Source organism: Jiangella mangrovi (assembly GCF_014204975.1).
GTDB classification, from domain to species: Bacteria; Actinomycetota; Actinomycetes; order Jiangellales; family Jiangellaceae; genus Jiangella; species Jiangella mangrovi.
This window is the reverse complement of record NZ_JACHMM010000001.1, coordinates 6321808-6337484: the sequence shown is the minus strand read 5'-3', so window position 1 is coordinate 6337484 and position 15677 is coordinate 6321808. Positions and strand designations below refer to the sequence as shown.

The following is a 15677-nucleotide window of genomic DNA, read 5'->3' as shown; positions in this document are numbered from 1 at the left end:
GCGGCGAACGACTTACTTGATGGCCCCCGCGCCCCAGCCCGCGACCAGGTACTTCTGGACGAAGAGGAACGCGATGAGGACGGGCACGTTGATGAGGACGGCGGCCGCCATGAGCAGCGGCCAGTCCTGCAGGCTGGCGTTGTAGAGGTCGTGCAGCGCGATGGGCAGCGTCTTCAGCTCGTCCTCGGTGATCAGCACCCGGGCGAACAGGTAGTCCTCCCAGGCCAGCAGGAACGTGAAGACCGAGACCGCGATCAGCCCGGGAAGCGCCTGCGGGAACACGACGTACCACGCGCTCTTCACCCGGTTGGCGCCGTCGACGAACGCCGCCTCCTCGAGCTCGCCCGGGATGGCGCGGAAGAACGGCTGCAGCAGCCACAGGCTGAACGGCACGCCGAACGAGGCGTAGGCCAGGATCATGCCGAGGTGGCTGTTGATGAGCCCGGCCTCGCGGAACATCCCGTACAGCGGCACGACGATGACGATCGGCGCGAAGGTGTACGCGTAGAGGATCGCCGTGCTGAAAGCCCGGCTGCCGGGGAACGGGAACCGCGTCAGCCCGTAGGCCGCCAGCGCGGACACCACCACCGACACCACCGTCGCGCCCGTCGCGATGATCAGGCTGTTCTTGGCGTACGTGAGGAAGTTCGTGGTCTCGAAGAGCCGCTCGAAGCCACTGAAGTCCGGCGCCGTCGTGATGAACCGCGGCGGGAACGCGAACAGCTCCGTCCCCGGCTTCACCGAGGTCAGCGCCATCCAGTAGAACGGGAAGCCGTTGATCACGACCAGCACCACGATGCCGATGACGAGGTACCAGCGGACCCGGCTCAGCCGGTGCAGGGCGGCGGTCATGCCGTCTCCTCCCTCTCGCGGTAGAGCGTGCGCAGGTAGACCGTGGTGAAGATCAGCAGCAGCACGAACAGCACCATCGCGACGGCGGCGCCGGAGCCCAGCCGCGCCTCGCCGAAGATCCGCTGGAACGTCAGCACCGGCAGGGTGCGCACCTCGGTCCCCGTCCCGGCGAAGAGGTACACCACGTCGAACTTCGTGAACATGAACATGAAGCGCAGCAGGATCAGCGTGTAGAGCACGGGCTTGAGCTCCGGCAGCACGATGTGCCAGAACCGCCGCCACGCCCCGGCGCCGTCGACGGTCGCCGCCTCGACGACCGACGGGTCGATGGTCTGCAGCCGAGCCAGCACGCTGATGACGATGAACGGCGTGAACATCCACACCGACACCGCGATCAGCGACCAGAAGATCAGGTTCGGGCTGAGCAGGTTCGGCGGCTCCGAGCCGGGCCAGACCTTGTCGATCGCCCACGAGTAGGCGCCGGTGGTCGGGTCGAGCAGCCAGCGCCACACCAGCGCCACCACGATCGACGGCACCATGTACGGCGCCAGCGCGACCAGCCGCACGACGCCGCGGCCGCGGAACCGCTGGTGCAGCATCAGCGCGATCAGCACGCCGAGCACGAGCTGCAGGCCCACCGTCAGCCCGGCGTACCAGACCGTCGTGCGGACGCTGTCCCAGAAGTGCGGCGCGCGCAGCAGCGCGGCGTAGTTGTCGAACCCGACCGAGCTGAACTTCGGCAGGTAGGCGTGGGCGTCGGTGAAGCTGAGCCGCACCAGGTAGGCGATCGGCGCCGCGATGACGCCGAGCACCAGGAGGAACGCCGGGCTCAGCAGCAGCGCGCCCCAGAACCAGCCCGGCATGCGCCGGCGTGGGGCGCTCGCCCGGGGCTCGGTATTCACGGCCGGGGCGCCGGTCGTCGTCGTTCGCGTCAGAGACATCGTCGTTCCCTTCGCGCTGGTCGGTTGTGCGCTGGTCAGTCGGCGTACAGGGGGGAGAGGAGCTCGTCGGCGCGGGCCTGGGCGTCGGACATGGCCTCGTCGATGTCCTTGCCGCCCTCGACGACCTCCATGACCATGTCGACGAGGATCTCCGAGCCGTAGAGGTCGCTCAGGTACGGCAGCTCGAGGTCGGACGGCCGCGTCACCATGAGGGGGTAGGCCCGGCCGGTCTCGAGCATCTGGCGCTGCTGGTCGATCCAGAAGCCCCAGTTCCGCACCTCGGGCAGTGCCTGGTACTCGGGATCGTCGAAGAGCGACGCCCGCACCGGCAGCAGCTGCGTCGGGACGGAGCCGATCCAGCGCAGGTAGTTCTGGCGCTCGAAGAAGAACTCGAGGAAGTCGGAGGCCGCATCGGCGTCGGGGGAGTCCTTGAAGACGACCCACGGCTCGGCGTCGAGCTGGGTGATCCACTCATCGCCGGACGGGCCGACCGGGCGGTTTGCGGTGACCTTGATGTCCTCGCCCGGCACGAGGTCCGGCGCCTGGTCCTCGAACGTGTACGTGGCCCGGCCGAACGAGAAGATGGTGGCGGCCTCGCCGAGGGCCAGGGCGCTCAGGCTGTCGGCGTAGGTCTGCGACGACCACGCCGGCGACAGCGCCCCGCTGTCGCGCAGCTCGACCCAGTACTCGAGCACCTCACGCATCTCCTGCGTGTCGATGGTGACGTGGCCGTCGTCGTCGAACAGGCGCCCGCCGTTCGACCCGAGCCAGAGGTAGGTCTCCTCGTTGACGTTGTGGGCGGCGTCGCCGGCGAGCATCAGGCCGTAGGCGTCGTCGTTCGCCTCGGACACGGCCTGCCACTGCTCGACGGAGTCGTCCCACGTCTCGAGGTCCTCGGGCGTGCCGGCGCCGGGCGCGTTCGCGTACAGGTCGGCGCGGTAGACGACGGAGTCGGTGCCCCACGCGTGCACGACGCCGTAGTCGTGACCGTCGGGCAGCGCGAACATGTCGCGCAGCTCCGGCAGGTAGTCGTCGCCCAGCGAGTCGACCACGCCGTCGAGCGGCACCAGCAGGTCCTGCGAGTAGAGCGTGCGGACGAACATCGGCTCGACCTGGGTGATCTCCGGCAGGTCACCGGCGGCCAGCGCCGCCTGGAACTTCACCTGCAGATCGCCCCAGCCGACCGACTCCTGCGAGACGGTCACGCCGGGGTTGGCGGCTTCGTAGTCGGCGATGATCTCGTCCAGCGCCTCGACGGTCGTGGGCGTCGACTCGGTGTGCCAGACGGTGATCTCGACACGGCCGTCCTCGGCCGTGGAGTCACCGCCACAGCTCGCCAGTGCGAGTGACGACGCCAGCGCCAGCGACGAGGCGGCGACCAGGACGGTGCCTCGGCCCTTCGCGCGCATGTGGCCTCCTTTGGCGACATCGTGCGGTGTGTTGCGGTGTCGTCCGGCTGTGGAAACCGGTTTCCGTGGCAATGATGGACACCGGTTTCCGTCCTGTCAACACCTGGTACCGACGTACCCCCACGGCGATCACGGACCGGCGGTCTCGGCGGGGAGGGCGCTGAGGAACACGTCGTGGGCGGCGGAGTGGCGGTTGGCGCGCCAGGCGACGACGAGCGTGCTGGAGTGGCCCTCGACCGGGACGAAGGAGAGTCCGTCGTCGCCCCAGGAGGCGTAGCTGGCCGGCATGAACGAGATGCCGAAGTGCGCCCTGACCAGTGAGAAGATGCCGTGTGTCGCGCCCATCTCGTCGGTGACGCGCGGCTCGAACGGCCAGTCGCGGCAGTGCGTCGCCATCCACGACGGGTTGGTGAGGAACGGCGTCTCGGCGATCTGCGGCAGCTCCGACCGGAGCACCAGGGCCCGGCCGGCGAACGGGTGGTCGGCGGGGACGACCAGGCACACCGGCTCGGTCGCCACGTGCGCCGTCGTCCAGGGTGCGCCGGGCGGGAGGTCGCGGACGAAGGCGAGGTCGTCGTCGCCGTTCTCCAGCCCCGCCGCCTGCTCGACCCAAGGCCGGTCGATGAGCGTGAACGTCAGCCGGGGATGCCGCCGTCGCACGGTCTGCAGCGTCGGCACGACGAACGAGTCGATCGACGAGCCGATGACGCCGACGAACAGGTGACCGACGTCGCCGCGCCCGGCGCCGCGGACCCGCTCCACCGTGCGCTCGAGGTCGGCCAGCAGCCGAGTCGCCTCGCGGTGCAGCAGCCGGCCGCACTCGGTCAGCGCGACGGTGCGGGTGTCGCGGACCAACAGGTCGGCTCCGATGCGTCGCTCCAGGTCACGGATCTGCCGGCTCAGCGCGGGCTGGCTCACGCGCAGCCGCTCGGCCGCCCTGCTGAAGTGCAGCTCCTCGGCGACGACGGTGAAGGACCGGAGCAGGCGCATCTCGATGTCCATGCTCGCAAGTTATCAATTATGACCAATTCAGTATTGGACCGCATAGCCGAGGCGGCCCTAGGTTCCAAGGGAACCGCACGCACAGCCATCCCGCGGAGGACCCGTTGAAGACGCAGGATCACTACGACGTCGTGGTCGCCGGCGGAGGTACCGCCGGCGCCTGCGCCGCCATCGCCGCCGCCCGCACCGGCGCCCGCACGCTCGTCGTCGAGCCGTACTCGTACCTCGGCGGGAACATCGCGCTGGGGATGAACCTCCTCGGCGCCGCCGACGCCGAGGGCCACTGGGCGCTCGGCGGGGTCGGGCGCGAGCTGGTCGACCGGCTGGAGCGCGAGGGCGGCGCGACCCCCGTCTCGCTGGACCCGCAGTTCGGCTCGATCCTGGGTCACGATCCCGAGATGGCGAAGATCGTCCTGCTGGAGATGGCGGTCGAGGCCGGCGTCGAGATCCTCTACCACGCGCTCGTGGTCGACGCGGTCGTCAGCAACGGCGCCGTCACCGGCCTCACCGTCGCGACGAAGCAGGGGGTGCGCACCATCGGCGCGCGCGTCGTCGTCGACACGACCGGCGACGCCGACGTGCTGGCCAAGGCCGGCGGGGCGCACACGTTCGGCCGCGACGCCGACCGCAAGACCCAGCCGGCGAGCCGGATCTTCCGCGTCGGCGACGTCGACCTCAAGCGCGTCTACGAGTACCTGTCCGAGCACCCCGAGGACCTCAAGCCGCCGAAGGGCTGGAGCGGCGGCGACTACGACGTCGACACGCTGGCCGCGACGCCCGGTGCCACCATCGAGGCGTTCGGCGACCTCATCAGGCGGGCCCGCGCGGCCGGCCACTGGAGCATCCCGCGCTGGCGGCTCGGCCTCTACACGCTGCCCGGCCGGTCCGACGTCGGCGTCAACGTCACCCGCGTCCACGGCGTCGACGGGACCGACCCCGACGACGTCACCCGTGCCGACGTCGAGACCACGCTGCAGATGGCCGAGGTCATGCGGTTCCTGCGCGGCTACGTCCCCGGCTTCGAGAACTCGCGCATCGTGTCGGCCCCGCACCAGGTGGGTATCCGGGAGACACGGCGGGTCCGCGGGGGCTACGCGCTCACGCAGGAGGACGTGGTGGAGGGTCGCAGCTTCGACGACCAGATCGGGCGCGGCGCCTACCCCCTCGACGTCCACGACGTGGAGCCGGGCCTCGGCGGTTCGGTGCTCTGGCCGATCCGCAGGTCGTTCGGCATTCCGGTGCGCTGCCTGGTTCCGGTCGACGTCGGCGGGCTCGTCGTCGCCGGGCGGGCGATCTCGGCCACGCACGAGGCGGCCGGCTCGACCCGCGGCCAGGCGGTCTGCATGGTCACCGGGCACGCCGCCGGCACCCTCGCGGCACTGGCGGCGGCCGGCGACGGCGTCACCTCGGTCGAGGTGACGCGGTTGCAGGACACACTGCGGGCCCAGGACGCCGTGCTCGAGCGCGGCCGTCTCATCGAGTCACTGACGGACGGTGGGTGAGACGCCATGACGACCTCGGTCACGCCAACGCTGCCGTCGACCGCCGAGCAGAACCGTCCGGCCGCCGGCGGGGCCGGCCGGGCCCGCCGCCGTCGTTCCACCGGCTGGCTCTACATGGCACCGGCGTTCGTGCTGGTGCTGGTCGTGACGGCGTACCCGCTGTACTTCGCGGCGCGCTACAGCGCGTTCCGCATGCGCATGTGGGAGCCGGTCGAGTTCGTCGGGCTGGGCAACTACACCCATCTGCTGACGGAGCCGCGGTTCCTCACCAACCTGCTGGCGTCGGCCGTCTACGTGTTCGGAGGCGTCCTGGCCTGCGCGGGCATCGGGCTGGGGCTGGCGCTGGCGCTGCGGGGCGGCGGTCGCTGGCAGCGGGTGCTGCGTACGTTCATCCTCATCCCGTGGATCACGTCCGAGGTGGTCGTCGCGATCACCTGGCGCTGGCTGCTCAACCCGCAGTACGGGCCGCTGACCTCGGTGTTCGAGCGGCTCGGCCTGCCCGACTTCCCGAACCTGTTCGCGTCGGAGACCAGCGCGCTGGCCGCGTTGACGCTGGTCAACGTCTGGCGGTCGCTGGCGTTCCCGATGCTGATGTTCCTGGCCGCGCTCCAGGCGGTGCCGAAGCAGACCGAGGAGGCCGCCGAGGTCGACGGCGCCGGCTACTGGAAGCGCGTGCGCTACGTGCTGGTGCCCGCGATCATGCCCGTGATCGTCGTGACGGTGATCGTGCTGACGATCAACTACTTCAACATGGTCGTGCTGGTGCTCGACCTGACCGGCGGCGGCCCGACCGGCGCGACGGAGATCCTCGGCCTGCGGTTGTACCGCGAGGCGTTCGAGTACTTCAGCGTCGACACCGCCGCGACCCTGACCATGGTCATGCTGCTGATCAACTTCGTGCTGGCCATCTTCTACTTCCGGGCGCTGCGGCGTCAGGCGGGAGGCGAGGCATGACGACCACGGTGGAGGCGCGCCCGGCCGCGGTCCGGCCGTCCGGGCCGGTCGCGACGAAGCGGCGGCGTGCGTGGCGGATCGCCGCGATCGTGCTGGTGATCCTGGGCGTGGTGGTGTTCTCGGCCAACACGCTGTGGGCGCTGAGCACGTCGCTCAAGGCGCCCGACGACATTCTGGCCTATCCGCCGTCGCTGATCCCGAGCCCGGTGTCGTTCGACAGCTACGCGCGGGTGCTCGACGGGCAGTTCCTGCGCTGGATCCTCAACAGCCTGATCGTCGCCGTCGGCACGGTCGTCGTGGTGCTCGGCGTATCGATCCCGGCCGCGTACGGCGCCACGCGGTTCCAGTTCCGCGGGCAGACGGCACTGCTGTTCGTCATCCTGGCCGGGATGGCGGTCGGCCAGGTCGCCACCGTCGTCCCGTTCTACTTCCTGGCGTCGCGGCTCGGCCTGATCGACACCTACGTCGTGCTGATCCTCGTGTACTCGGTGTGGATGACGCCGTTGTCGGTGTGGCTGCTGCGCGGCTACTTCAAGTCGATCCCGGTGAGCCTGGACGAGGCGGCCATGCTGGACGGCTGCTCGCGGTTCCGGGCGATGCTGCGGGTCGTGGTGCCGCTGGCCCGGCCCGGCGTCGCGGCCGCCGCGCTGATCGTGTTCGTCTACGCGTGGAACGAGTTCATCCTCGCCGTGGCGCTGACCATGTCCGACTCGATGCGCACGGTGCCCGTCGGGCTGCACATGTTCCTCGCCACGTACGGGGTCGACTGGGGCGCCATCAGCGCCGGCTCCATCGTGTCGCTGCTGCCGGTGCTGATGCTCTTCCTGGTCCTGCAGCGCCAGTTCATCTCCGGCCTGACCGCCGGCACGCTCGGAAGCCAGTGAGGGGAGTGGCGATGCGATCGACACGAGGGCTTTCTCGCCGCGACTTCCTGGGCCTGGCCGCCGGTGCCGCGGGCGCCGCGGTACTCGGCGGCGGGCTCGCCGGCTGCGCGCGCGGCGCTCAGGCGACGCCGGGGACGCTGCGGTACTGGACGCTGCTGGACCCGAACGGCGACGACCCGCGCGGGCACGCCGAGCGGCAGATCTTCGACCTGTTCGAAGAACGCACCGGCCTGACGGTGTCCGAACAGGTCATCCCATGGCAGGAGATCGACCCGAACCTGCTGACGTCCGTGCAGGCCGGCATCCCGCCGGAGGTCTCGCGGACCAACTACTACAACTTCCGCCGCCACGCCGAGGCCGGCAGTCTGGAGCCGTTGCAGGCGATGGCCGACGCCGACTTCACGAACGGCGAGCTCGACGACTTCGTCGTCAGCCTCGAGGGCGAGGAGGGTGTCGAGGCGTTCCTCATCGAGAACATCGGCAACGCGCTGTTCCTGCGCCGCGACTGGCTCGACGCGGCCGGCATGTCGGTCCCGACGACGTGGGACGAGTTCGTCGAGGTGGGCAAGGCGTTCGTGGCGGCGCAGCCCGACGTCAGCGGGTTCCTGACCTTCGGGTCGACGACCGAGACCGGGCACGTCGCGTACATCTTCCAGCCGATGATCCTGGGCCGCGGCGGCCGCATCCTCGACGACGACGGCCGGGCCGCGTTCCACGAGGACGCCGGCGTCGAGACGTTCGAGTTCCTGCGGTCCCTGGCGTACGAGCACGAGATCATGCCGCGCGACGCCGCCACCATGGCGTACTCGGAGCAGATCGACGCGTTCATCGCCGGGCGCACCGGCATGATCATCGAGGGCTCGCACCGCTACGCCCGCATCGTCGAGAGCCTCGGCGCCGAGAACGTCGAGGTCGCCGTCATCCCCGGTCCCGCCGCCGACCGGCCCTCGCCGTGCAGCATCACCGGCTGGGCGATCGCGATCCCGCAGGGCTCACCCGACGTCGAGGGCGCCTGGGAGCTCATCAAGCACCGCACCGACCCCGCGATGCAGGAGATCTGGGCCGAGGTCGCCTTCGGCCTGCCGACCCGGCGGTCCACCCTCGAGCTGCCGTACTTCCAGCGCGACGAGGCCGCGATCATGCGATGGTGGCTGGACTACATGGAGACCGACGGCCAGCTGGTCACGTCGCCGGTCGACGACACGCAGCTCAACGAGATCCTCGCCGAGGCGCTTCAGGAGGTGCTGCTCGACGACGGGGTCGGCGTGCGGTCCGTGCTGGCCAAGGCGGCGGAGCGGTTCGACGCGGTGGTGCGCTGATGCCGGTAGTAAAATGCAAGCAGTAGGCGTCGGCGGAGGAGGGGCATGCGCGAGCCCGCCCGGTCAGGGTGTCCCATCAACCTGGCCGTCGAGGCGTTCGGCGACCGGTGGACGCTCCTGGTGCTGCGCGACATCATGTTCGGCACCCGCCTGTACTTCCGCGAGCTGCTGGCCGGCTCCGAAGAGCGCATCGCCTCCAACATCCTCGCCGACCGGCTCAAGCGGCTGGTCGAGGCCGGCCTGCTCACCCGCGACGCCGCCGGCCGGGGACAGCGGGCCGCCTACCGGCTCACCGAGGCCGCCATCGAGCTGGTCCCCGTCTTCGCCGAGCTGGGCGCGTGGGGCGTGCGGCACCGCGAGACGACGCCGCGGCTGCGGATCCGGGCCGAACTGCTAGCGGCCGGCGGCCGGCCGTTGTGGGAGGAGTTCATGGCCGAGCTCCGCTCGATCCACCTGGGGGAGCCGCGGCGCGACCCGGCGGCGCCGTCGTTGCTGGAGCAGATGGGTGCGGCCGTGGCCGAGATCGAGGCGAAGGCCGCGTCGGGCGGGGCCGCGGGCTGACGCCGATCAGTAGACGGCGCGCCCGCCGGTGAGGTCGAAGGTGAAGCCGGTGGTGAAGCTGCAGTCCGCCGAGGCGATCCAGGCGATCATCCGGGCCGCCTCGTCGAGCCGGCCGAGGCGGGCCATGGGGATCTTCTCCGTCATGTAGCGGACCTGCTGCTCCGGCATGGCCTCGACCATGGGGGTCTGGATGACGGCCGGCGCGAGCGCGTTGACGGTGACGCCGCTGGTCGCGTACTCCTTGCCCATCGACTTGACCAGGCCGATCAGTCCCGCCTTCGTCGCGGAGTAGGCGGCCATGCCGGCGTTGCCCTCCTTGCCCGCGATGGACGCGACGTGCAGGACGCGCCCGTAGCCGCGCTCGACCATGCCCGGCAGGACCGCCTGCGAGAGCAGTAGCGCGCCGCGCAGGTTCACCCGGTAGACCAGGTCGAAGTCGTCGACGTCGACCTCGTGGGTGGGGTGGCCGGTGCGGCCCGTGGTGCCGGCGCAGTTGACGAGCGCGTGCAGGTCGTTGCCGAGGACGGGGTTCGCGAAGGCGGCGCGGACGGAGTCCTGGCTGGTCACGTCGAGGTGGACGGCGACGGCGTCATGCGGGAGCCCGGCGGCGACCTCCTTCGCGCCGTCGGCGTTCAGGTCCAGGCAGATCACGCGGGCGCCCCGGCCGGCCAGCTCGACGGCGGCCGCCCGGCCGATCCCACTGGCCGCCCCGACGACGGCGACGGTCTGGCCCGCGTACTCCACGATGACGCTCCTTCGAATCGTTTCAAAGTTCGGCTCTCGGGAACGCTAATCTCCGCGCTCGGGCGCGGTCAATGCACGGATCGCCGGTCAGGCGTCGACCGTGAAGCCGAACATCATGCCGCTCTCCATGTGCTCGGCGATGTGGCAGTGCGCCATCCAGCGGCCCGGATTCGTCACGTCGAACAGGATGTCGACCGTCTGGCCGGTGCGGATGAGGATGGTGTCCTTCCAGACCAGGTTCGCCTCGGTGACGCCGTCGCGAGCGAGGACGAGGAACCGGCCGGCGCCGTGCAGGTGGAACGGGTGATGCATCGGGTGGTCCGAGTCCAGCCCGTTGACCAGGCGGATCTTGACCCGGTCGCCGACGGTGAACCGCCAGTCCGGCGGCCCGCCCGTCGCCGGGTCGACGAAGCTCCAGAGCATGGTGGCCGGCGTGGAGACGCGGTTCATCTCCGCCATCTCGTCCTCCCACTCGATGCCGCCGGCCGTGGCTTCGCCGTGGCCCATGTCGCCGTGGCCCATGTCGTGGCTCATGTCGTGGCCGTGATGCATGTCGTGGTCGCCGTGGTCCATGCGCATCTCGGCGACCAGGGAGAGGACCTCATGCGGCTCGGTCGCGAGCCAGGCGTCGAGGCCGGCGCGTTCGACGGCCAGGTCCGGGTCGCCGCCCAAGGCGTCGAACTCGGCCGCCAGGTCGGGTGCCGGCGGGACCGCAGCTGACACCGTCACCGTCGACAACCGGTGGGTGCCGACGGGGGTGTGGTGCTCGATCGCGTACTCGCCGGCCGCCGGGAACAGCACGTCGACGACGGCCCGCTCGGACGGCGCGATCAGCACCTCGTCGACGAACTCGTCGCGCTCGAGCCGGCCGGAGTCGCCGCCGACCAGCTTCAGCCGTGCGCCGGGGATGCGCACGTTGAACACGCGCGTGTTGGCGGTGTCGACGAGCCAGAACCGCACGACCTCGCCGGCGACGGCGCTGAGCGACGACGGCGCCGGCTCACCGTTGGTCAGGTAGACGTTGCCGAAGCGGCCCATCGCGGCGTGGGTGGTCTCGGTGGGGCTGAACGGGGCGATGCGGCCGTCCTCGAGCAGCAGGTCGTCCAGCGTCAGGACGACGTCGCGATGCGCGCGCGGCCAGTAGCCGTCGTCGGCAGGGCGGACGAGGATGGTGCCGTAGAGGCCGAGCTCCTGGGTGTAGTCCTCGCGGATGTGCGGGTGGTACCAGTACAGGCCGGGGTCGGGGAAGCGCAGCCGGTAGCCGAACTCGCCGCCGACCTCGATGGGCGCCTGCGTGTCGTGCGGGACGCCGTCGCTGCTGTTGTCCAGCCGCAGGCCGTGCCAGTGCACGGTGGTCTCGAGGTCGCCGTGGTTGCTGACGTCGACGCTCAGCTCCGTGCCCTGCCGCACCACCAGCGTCGGGCCGGGAACCGAGCCGTTGTACGCGAGCATCCGCACCGTCGTGTCGCCGATCCGCTTCGCCACCGGCCCCACCGCGAGCGCGACGGTGTCGCCGTCGCCGGGCTCGATGATCGCAGGCGGGGCCGCCTCGGGCAGCCCGGCCGGATCGGTGGGGAACGGCGTCGCGGGCGGGTGCGCAGAGCCGTGCGTGTGGTGGTGAGAGTGATCCATGCTCCGACCTTGACCCAAGCCGCTTCTGATGCCGAGTACCCACCACCGTACTGTCCGAAATCCAGGGATTCTCGGCCGGTTCCTGGGCCGGCTGATGATCATCCAGGATTGGTGGTGTCATAGCGCCACCAATCCTGGACGATCTTCGGTCAGGGCCCGAGCCAGACGGCTGGCCAGCAGCTGAGCGGCGACATCGGCGCGATCGCCGCGCGGCAGTGCGAGCGCAGCGCGCAGTAGTTCCTCTCCCTGGCCCGTCATGAAGAACAGTTAGGCGGGACCGACGACAGGCGGCGCCTGCCCAGTCGCGCGAAGGGAGACGCCGGCTTCGCCGGTCTGGAGGAGGAAGGTGAAGGACTCCTCGAAGTAGAGCTGCACGGTGTCGGCGTCGTGCGAGAGGTACCCGATCGAGAGGTCCTGCGCGAGGTGCAGCTCGTAGTCGCCGCCCCGTGACGACAGCAGGAGCGCCCCCGAGATGGCCGGCGCCCAGATGATCTCGCCGTCGTGCAGGACGCGGGCGACGTGCTCGCGGATGGGGTAGCCGTGGTCGGTGGTCTCCTCGAGAGCCGTGTAGAGGTCGGCCGACAGCAGCAGGCTGTACGGGCCGCCGACGCCGGCGAGCCGCAGGGTGGTGACGGCCTGGGCGACGGCGTTGTCGAGCTCGCGGATGTCGGCCGGCACGGTGATCGGGGCGTTCGTCGTGCCCGCCAGGAGCCCGCCCATGCCGGCCGCCGTGAACCCGTTCACGATGGCGCGGTCCTCGACGAACGCGATCTGCTGCGCGGCGTCCTTGACCGGTTGCCAGTCGGCGTCCTTGGCGCCGCGCTCGACGTCGTCGACGGCCTGGCGGTCGACCGTGAAGGGGACCCGGAACTCGACGATCGGCTGCACCTCGCGTGCGCGCGCCAGGACGCCGTCGCCGGGACCGTCGAGCCGGCGGAGGTGACCGGTGCCCACGCCGTGCACGACGTCGTCGCCGGGGCCGATGACGTCGACGACGCGGCGGCACGCCACGTACTGGACGAAGGTGCGGCGCGCCTCGGCCTCGATGTCGGCCCAGGCGGCCGCCGAGATGGGTGCGAGTTCGCGGTGCAGGTTGTTCATGAGGCGCTACCCCTCTTGAGACTGCCGATGTTCAGACTGCCAGTACCCGGCCCGCCCGCACCGGAGGACGACGGCGGATCCGCGAGCGACTCCAGGAAGTCGCCCGACGGAGCGAAGAACAGCCCGCCGGTCACCGCGAGCGAGAAGTCGAGGATCCGGTCGTGGTTGCCGGGCGGGTCGCCGACGAACATGTGCTCGAGCATGAGCTCGGTGACGGCGGGGTCGGCGGCGTAGCCGATGAAGTAGGTGCCGAACTCGCCGGAGCCCGGCCGACCGAACGGCATGTTGTCGCGCAGGATCTCGAGCTCCTCGCCGTCGTCGTCGGTGATCGACGTGAGCGCGACGTGCGAGTTCGCCGGCTGCTCGGCCTCGGACAGCTCGACGTCGGAGAGCTTGCGCCGGCCGATGACCCGCTCCTGCTCCTCGGTCGGCAGCGCGTTCCAGGCGTCCATGTCGTGCAGGTACTTCTGCACGATGACGTAGCTGCCGCCCTCGAACCCGGGCTCGTCGGTGAGGACGGCGGCAGCCGCGGCCGCGCCGGTCGGGTTCTCGGTCCCGTCGACGAACCCCAGCAGGTCGCGCTGCTCGAAGTAGCGGAACCCGTGCACCTCGTCGACGACGGTGGCAGCTCCGGCCAGGCGGGTGGTCACCAGCGACGCCAGCTCGAAGCAGAGGTCCATGCGCCGCGCACGGATGTGGAACAGCAGGTCACCCGGGGTGGCGATGGCGGTGTGCGTGGGGCCGCTGATCTCGCGGAACGGGTGCAGCCCCGACGGCGGCTCGCCGCCCACCAGCCGCGGCCACGCCTCGGCGCCGATGCCCGCCACGCAGGTGAGGTCGCCGTCGGCCGCGCGGAAGCCGACCGCCCGCGTGAGACCGGCGAGATCGGCCAGCAGGTCGCGGGCGGTGTCCTCGCCGCCGCCGTCGACGGTGGCGACGAGGAAGATCGCCGCCTCCGTCAACGACCCCAGGACGGCCTGCGGGCTCGCGGGATCGGTCACTGCCGCATTATCGCTCACCAGTACGCCACGCCGAACCCGTACCGGTATTCCTCCTGGCCGAGACGCTCCACGGGCGCGGCAACCTCGCAGGAGCCGGCGAGGTCGCACCGGAGAATCGCCGCCAGCCGGTCGTCGCCGTCGACGAGCCGCACGCTGATCAGCAGGTGGTCGTCGTCCTCGAACGTCGCCTCGTTGATGAACCGGCCCTCGTAGGTGTGGACGACCTCGCCGGTGCGGGCGTCCACCACGACGGCGTACGGGTTGCCCTCGCCGTCGCGATAGGCCACCGACCCCACGAGATACCGCCCGTCCGGGCTGAAGTGGTCGAACGAGTAGTCACACGTCTCCCACAGTGGCTCACCCGCGTCGGCCTCGTACACGGCCGAGCAGCTGCCGTCGTCGCGCAGCTCCGTGTATCCGGCGACGAGTCCCGCCGGCGCGGAGACGGCCGAGACCCGCTCGAGGTCCCAGAGCAGGTCGGTCGGATCCACGTCCATCCCACCGGCGAGGTCGTTGAGCAGGTTCATCTCCAGCGCCCCGTCCGGGGTGAGGACGCTCGACACCAGGACCCCGCCGTCGAGGAAGCCGACCGGTTCGATCCGCCGGCCGGGTGGCACCTCGTGTGCGCGGGGCTCGGTGCCGCTCCCGTCGGCCGGCTCGGCCCAGAGCTGGCCCGCGTCCTGGTCGTAGTAGGCCTGCAGGGAGCCGTCGGGGGAGACCACCGGCCCGGCGCCGGCCCGGCTGTCGGTGACCCGGCCGTCGTCGTCGAGCGACACCACCTCGGCCCCGTCGTCGCCGACGCGGGCGGCCGTGAAGCCGTCCGCCAGCTCCAGCACGTCGTACACGTTCTCCGGCAGCTCCACCGTCGAGCCGTCCGCGCGGTGGAACGTCCGCCCCGCGGACCAGCCGATCGCCGGGGGCGGGCCTTCGGGCAGGCCGTCGAGCTGCAGCTCGGTCGTCCCGCCGAGTGTCGGCGGGCCGGCCGGCTCGCCCGCCGTCTGCGGCACGGATCGCAGCGACAGCGCCGTCGGGACGGCGATGGCCAGCGCGACCGCCGTCACCGCACCCACCGCGACGGCACGCCGCCGTCGCACCACGCGAGCGCGACGCCGCGCCCGGTCGGCCATGCCCGAGGTGGGGAACACGTCGCCGGAACGGTGACGCAGCTCCGCTGCCAGCGTGTTCTCGAGATCGTCGAACTCGTTCACCGGTCGTTCCCCTTTCGCTCCTGGAGCCGGGTCCGCAGGGTCGCGAGCGCCCTGCTGGTCTGCGACTTCACGGTGCCCACCGAGCAGCCGAGCGTGATTGCGACGTCCTGTTCGCTCATGTCCTCGTAGAACCGGAGGACGACGGCGGCGCGCTGCCGTGGCGGCAGCGACTGGACCACGGACCACAGCGCGTCGCGTTCGACGAGCGTGTGGCCGAAGTCCGTGGTGGCGGCCCGTTCCGGGACGGCGTCCGTGGTCGTCTCGACCCGCCGCCAGGCACGCCGCCACCAGCTGGAGTGCTCGTTGATCATGATGCGTTTGGCGTAGGCGTCGACGGAGTCGGCGCGCTCCACGCGGTTCCAGGCCAGGTACAGCTTGGCCAGGGCGGTCTGCACGAGGTCCTCGGCCGCGTGCTGCTCGCCCGTCAGCAGGTAGGCGAGGCGCAGGAGTGCCGACTGCCGTACCTCGACGTACTGCTCGAATGCGCTGTCACGATCCATCGCGACCAGTGTCGCGTCTGCTTCGATGTCCATCCCACCCCCTTGGGTTTCTCTGAAGACGCGAGCC

15 protein-coding genes are annotated in these 15677 nt (G+C 70.8%); 5 read left to right on the top strand and 10 right to left on the bottom strand.

Annotation, left to right across the window (positions count from 1 at the left end; translation table 11 throughout):
• Positions 1-12: 12 nt before the first annotated feature.
• From HD601_RS29240 to HD601_RS29225, 4 genes are all read right to left on the bottom strand, one after another.
• Positions 13-852 (bottom strand): carbohydrate ABC transporter permease, encoded by an 840-nt coding sequence (locus HD601_RS29240; RefSeq protein ID WP_184827960.1) that lies wholly within the window; start codon positions 850-852, stop codon positions 13-15.
• Positions 849-1793, bottom strand: coding sequence for a carbohydrate ABC transporter permease (locus HD601_RS29235; RefSeq protein WP_184827958.1), 945 nt, complete (start codon positions 1791-1793; stop codon positions 849-851). The genes HD601_RS29240 and HD601_RS29235 overlap by 4 nt, the downstream gene beginning before the upstream one ends.
• A 35-nt stretch (positions 1794-1828) precedes the next feature.
• Positions 1829-3202: an ABC transporter substrate-binding protein gene (locus tag HD601_RS29230; protein ID WP_184827956.1), complete on the bottom strand. Its 1374-nt coding sequence runs from the start codon at positions 3200-3202 to the stop codon at positions 1829-1831.
• Between the two features lie 129 nt (positions 3203-3331).
• A complete protein-coding gene (locus HD601_RS29225; protein ID WP_184827954.1) occupies positions 3332-4204 on the bottom strand; it encodes a LysR family transcriptional regulator in 873 nt (290 codons plus the stop codon).
• A gap of 104 nt (positions 4205-4308) precedes the next feature.
• On the opposite strand from HD601_RS29225, the gene HD601_RS29220 reads away from it, so the two are divergent.
• The 5 genes from HD601_RS29220 to HD601_RS29200 are packed head-to-tail and all read left to right on the top strand — an operon-like array spanning position 4309 to position 9424.
• Positions 4309-5706 (top strand): FAD-dependent oxidoreductase, encoded by a 1398-nt coding sequence (locus HD601_RS29220; protein ID WP_184827952.1) that lies wholly within the window; start codon positions 4309-4311, stop codon positions 5704-5706.
• 6 nt (positions 5707-5712) lie between these two features.
• On the top strand, positions 5713-6660 hold the full coding sequence (locus HD601_RS29215; RefSeq protein WP_184827950.1) for a carbohydrate ABC transporter permease: 948 nt from the start codon (positions 5713-5715) through the stop codon (positions 6658-6660).
• The gene (locus tag HD601_RS29210) at positions 6657-7544 is read left to right on the top strand and encodes a carbohydrate ABC transporter permease (protein WP_184827948.1); all 888 of its coding nucleotides are present in this window, start codon (positions 6657-6659) and stop codon (positions 7542-7544) included. Before HD601_RS29215 ends, HD601_RS29210 begins: the two co-directional genes overlap by 4 nt.
• A gap of 11 nt (positions 7545-7555) precedes the next feature.
• Positions 7556-8863, top strand: a complete 1308-nt coding sequence (locus HD601_RS29205; protein ID WP_184827947.1) for an ABC transporter substrate-binding protein — start codon at positions 7556-7558, stop codon at positions 8861-8863.
• 45 nt (positions 8864-8908) lie between these two features.
• A complete protein-coding gene (locus HD601_RS29200) occupies positions 8909-9424 on the top strand; it encodes a winged helix-turn-helix transcriptional regulator (RefSeq protein WP_184827945.1) in 516 nt (171 codons plus the stop codon).
• A gap of 6 nt (positions 9425-9430) precedes the next feature.
• On the opposite strand, the gene HD601_RS29195 is transcribed toward HD601_RS29200, so the two are convergent.
• From HD601_RS29195 to HD601_RS29170, 6 genes are all read right to left on the bottom strand, one after another.
• Positions 9431-10168 (bottom strand): SDR family oxidoreductase, encoded by a 738-nt coding sequence (locus HD601_RS29195; RefSeq protein ID WP_221441413.1) that lies wholly within the window; start codon positions 10166-10168, stop codon positions 9431-9433.
• Positions 10169-10255: 87 nt separating this feature from the next.
• Positions 10256-11800: a multicopper oxidase family protein gene (locus HD601_RS29190; protein ID WP_184827943.1), complete on the bottom strand. Its 1545-nt coding sequence runs from the start codon at positions 11798-11800 to the stop codon at positions 10256-10258.
• A gap of 267 nt (positions 11801-12067) precedes the next feature.
• Positions 12068-12901 carry a family 1 encapsulin nanocompartment shell protein gene (locus HD601_RS29185; RefSeq protein ID WP_184827941.1) on the bottom strand — a complete coding sequence of 278 codons (834 nt, stop codon included), beginning with the start codon at positions 12899-12901 and terminating at the stop codon, positions 12068-12070.
• Complete coding sequence (locus HD601_RS29180; protein ID WP_184827939.1) at positions 12898-13902, bottom strand: Dyp-type peroxidase; 1005 nt, start codon at positions 13900-13902, stop codon at positions 12898-12900. Before HD601_RS29180 ends, HD601_RS29185 begins: the two co-directional genes overlap by 4 nt.
• A 14-nt stretch (positions 13903-13916) precedes the next feature.
• Complete coding sequence (locus HD601_RS29175) at positions 13917-15110, bottom strand: PQQ-binding-like beta-propeller repeat protein (RefSeq protein ID WP_184827937.1); 1194 nt, start codon at positions 15108-15110, stop codon at positions 13917-13919.
• On the bottom strand, positions 15107-15643 hold the full coding sequence (locus tag HD601_RS29170) for a SigE family RNA polymerase sigma factor (protein ID WP_221441412.1): 537 nt from the start codon (positions 15641-15643) through the stop codon (positions 15107-15109). Before HD601_RS29170 ends, HD601_RS29175 begins: the two co-directional genes overlap by 4 nt.
• Positions 15644-15677 lie beyond the last annotated feature (34 nt).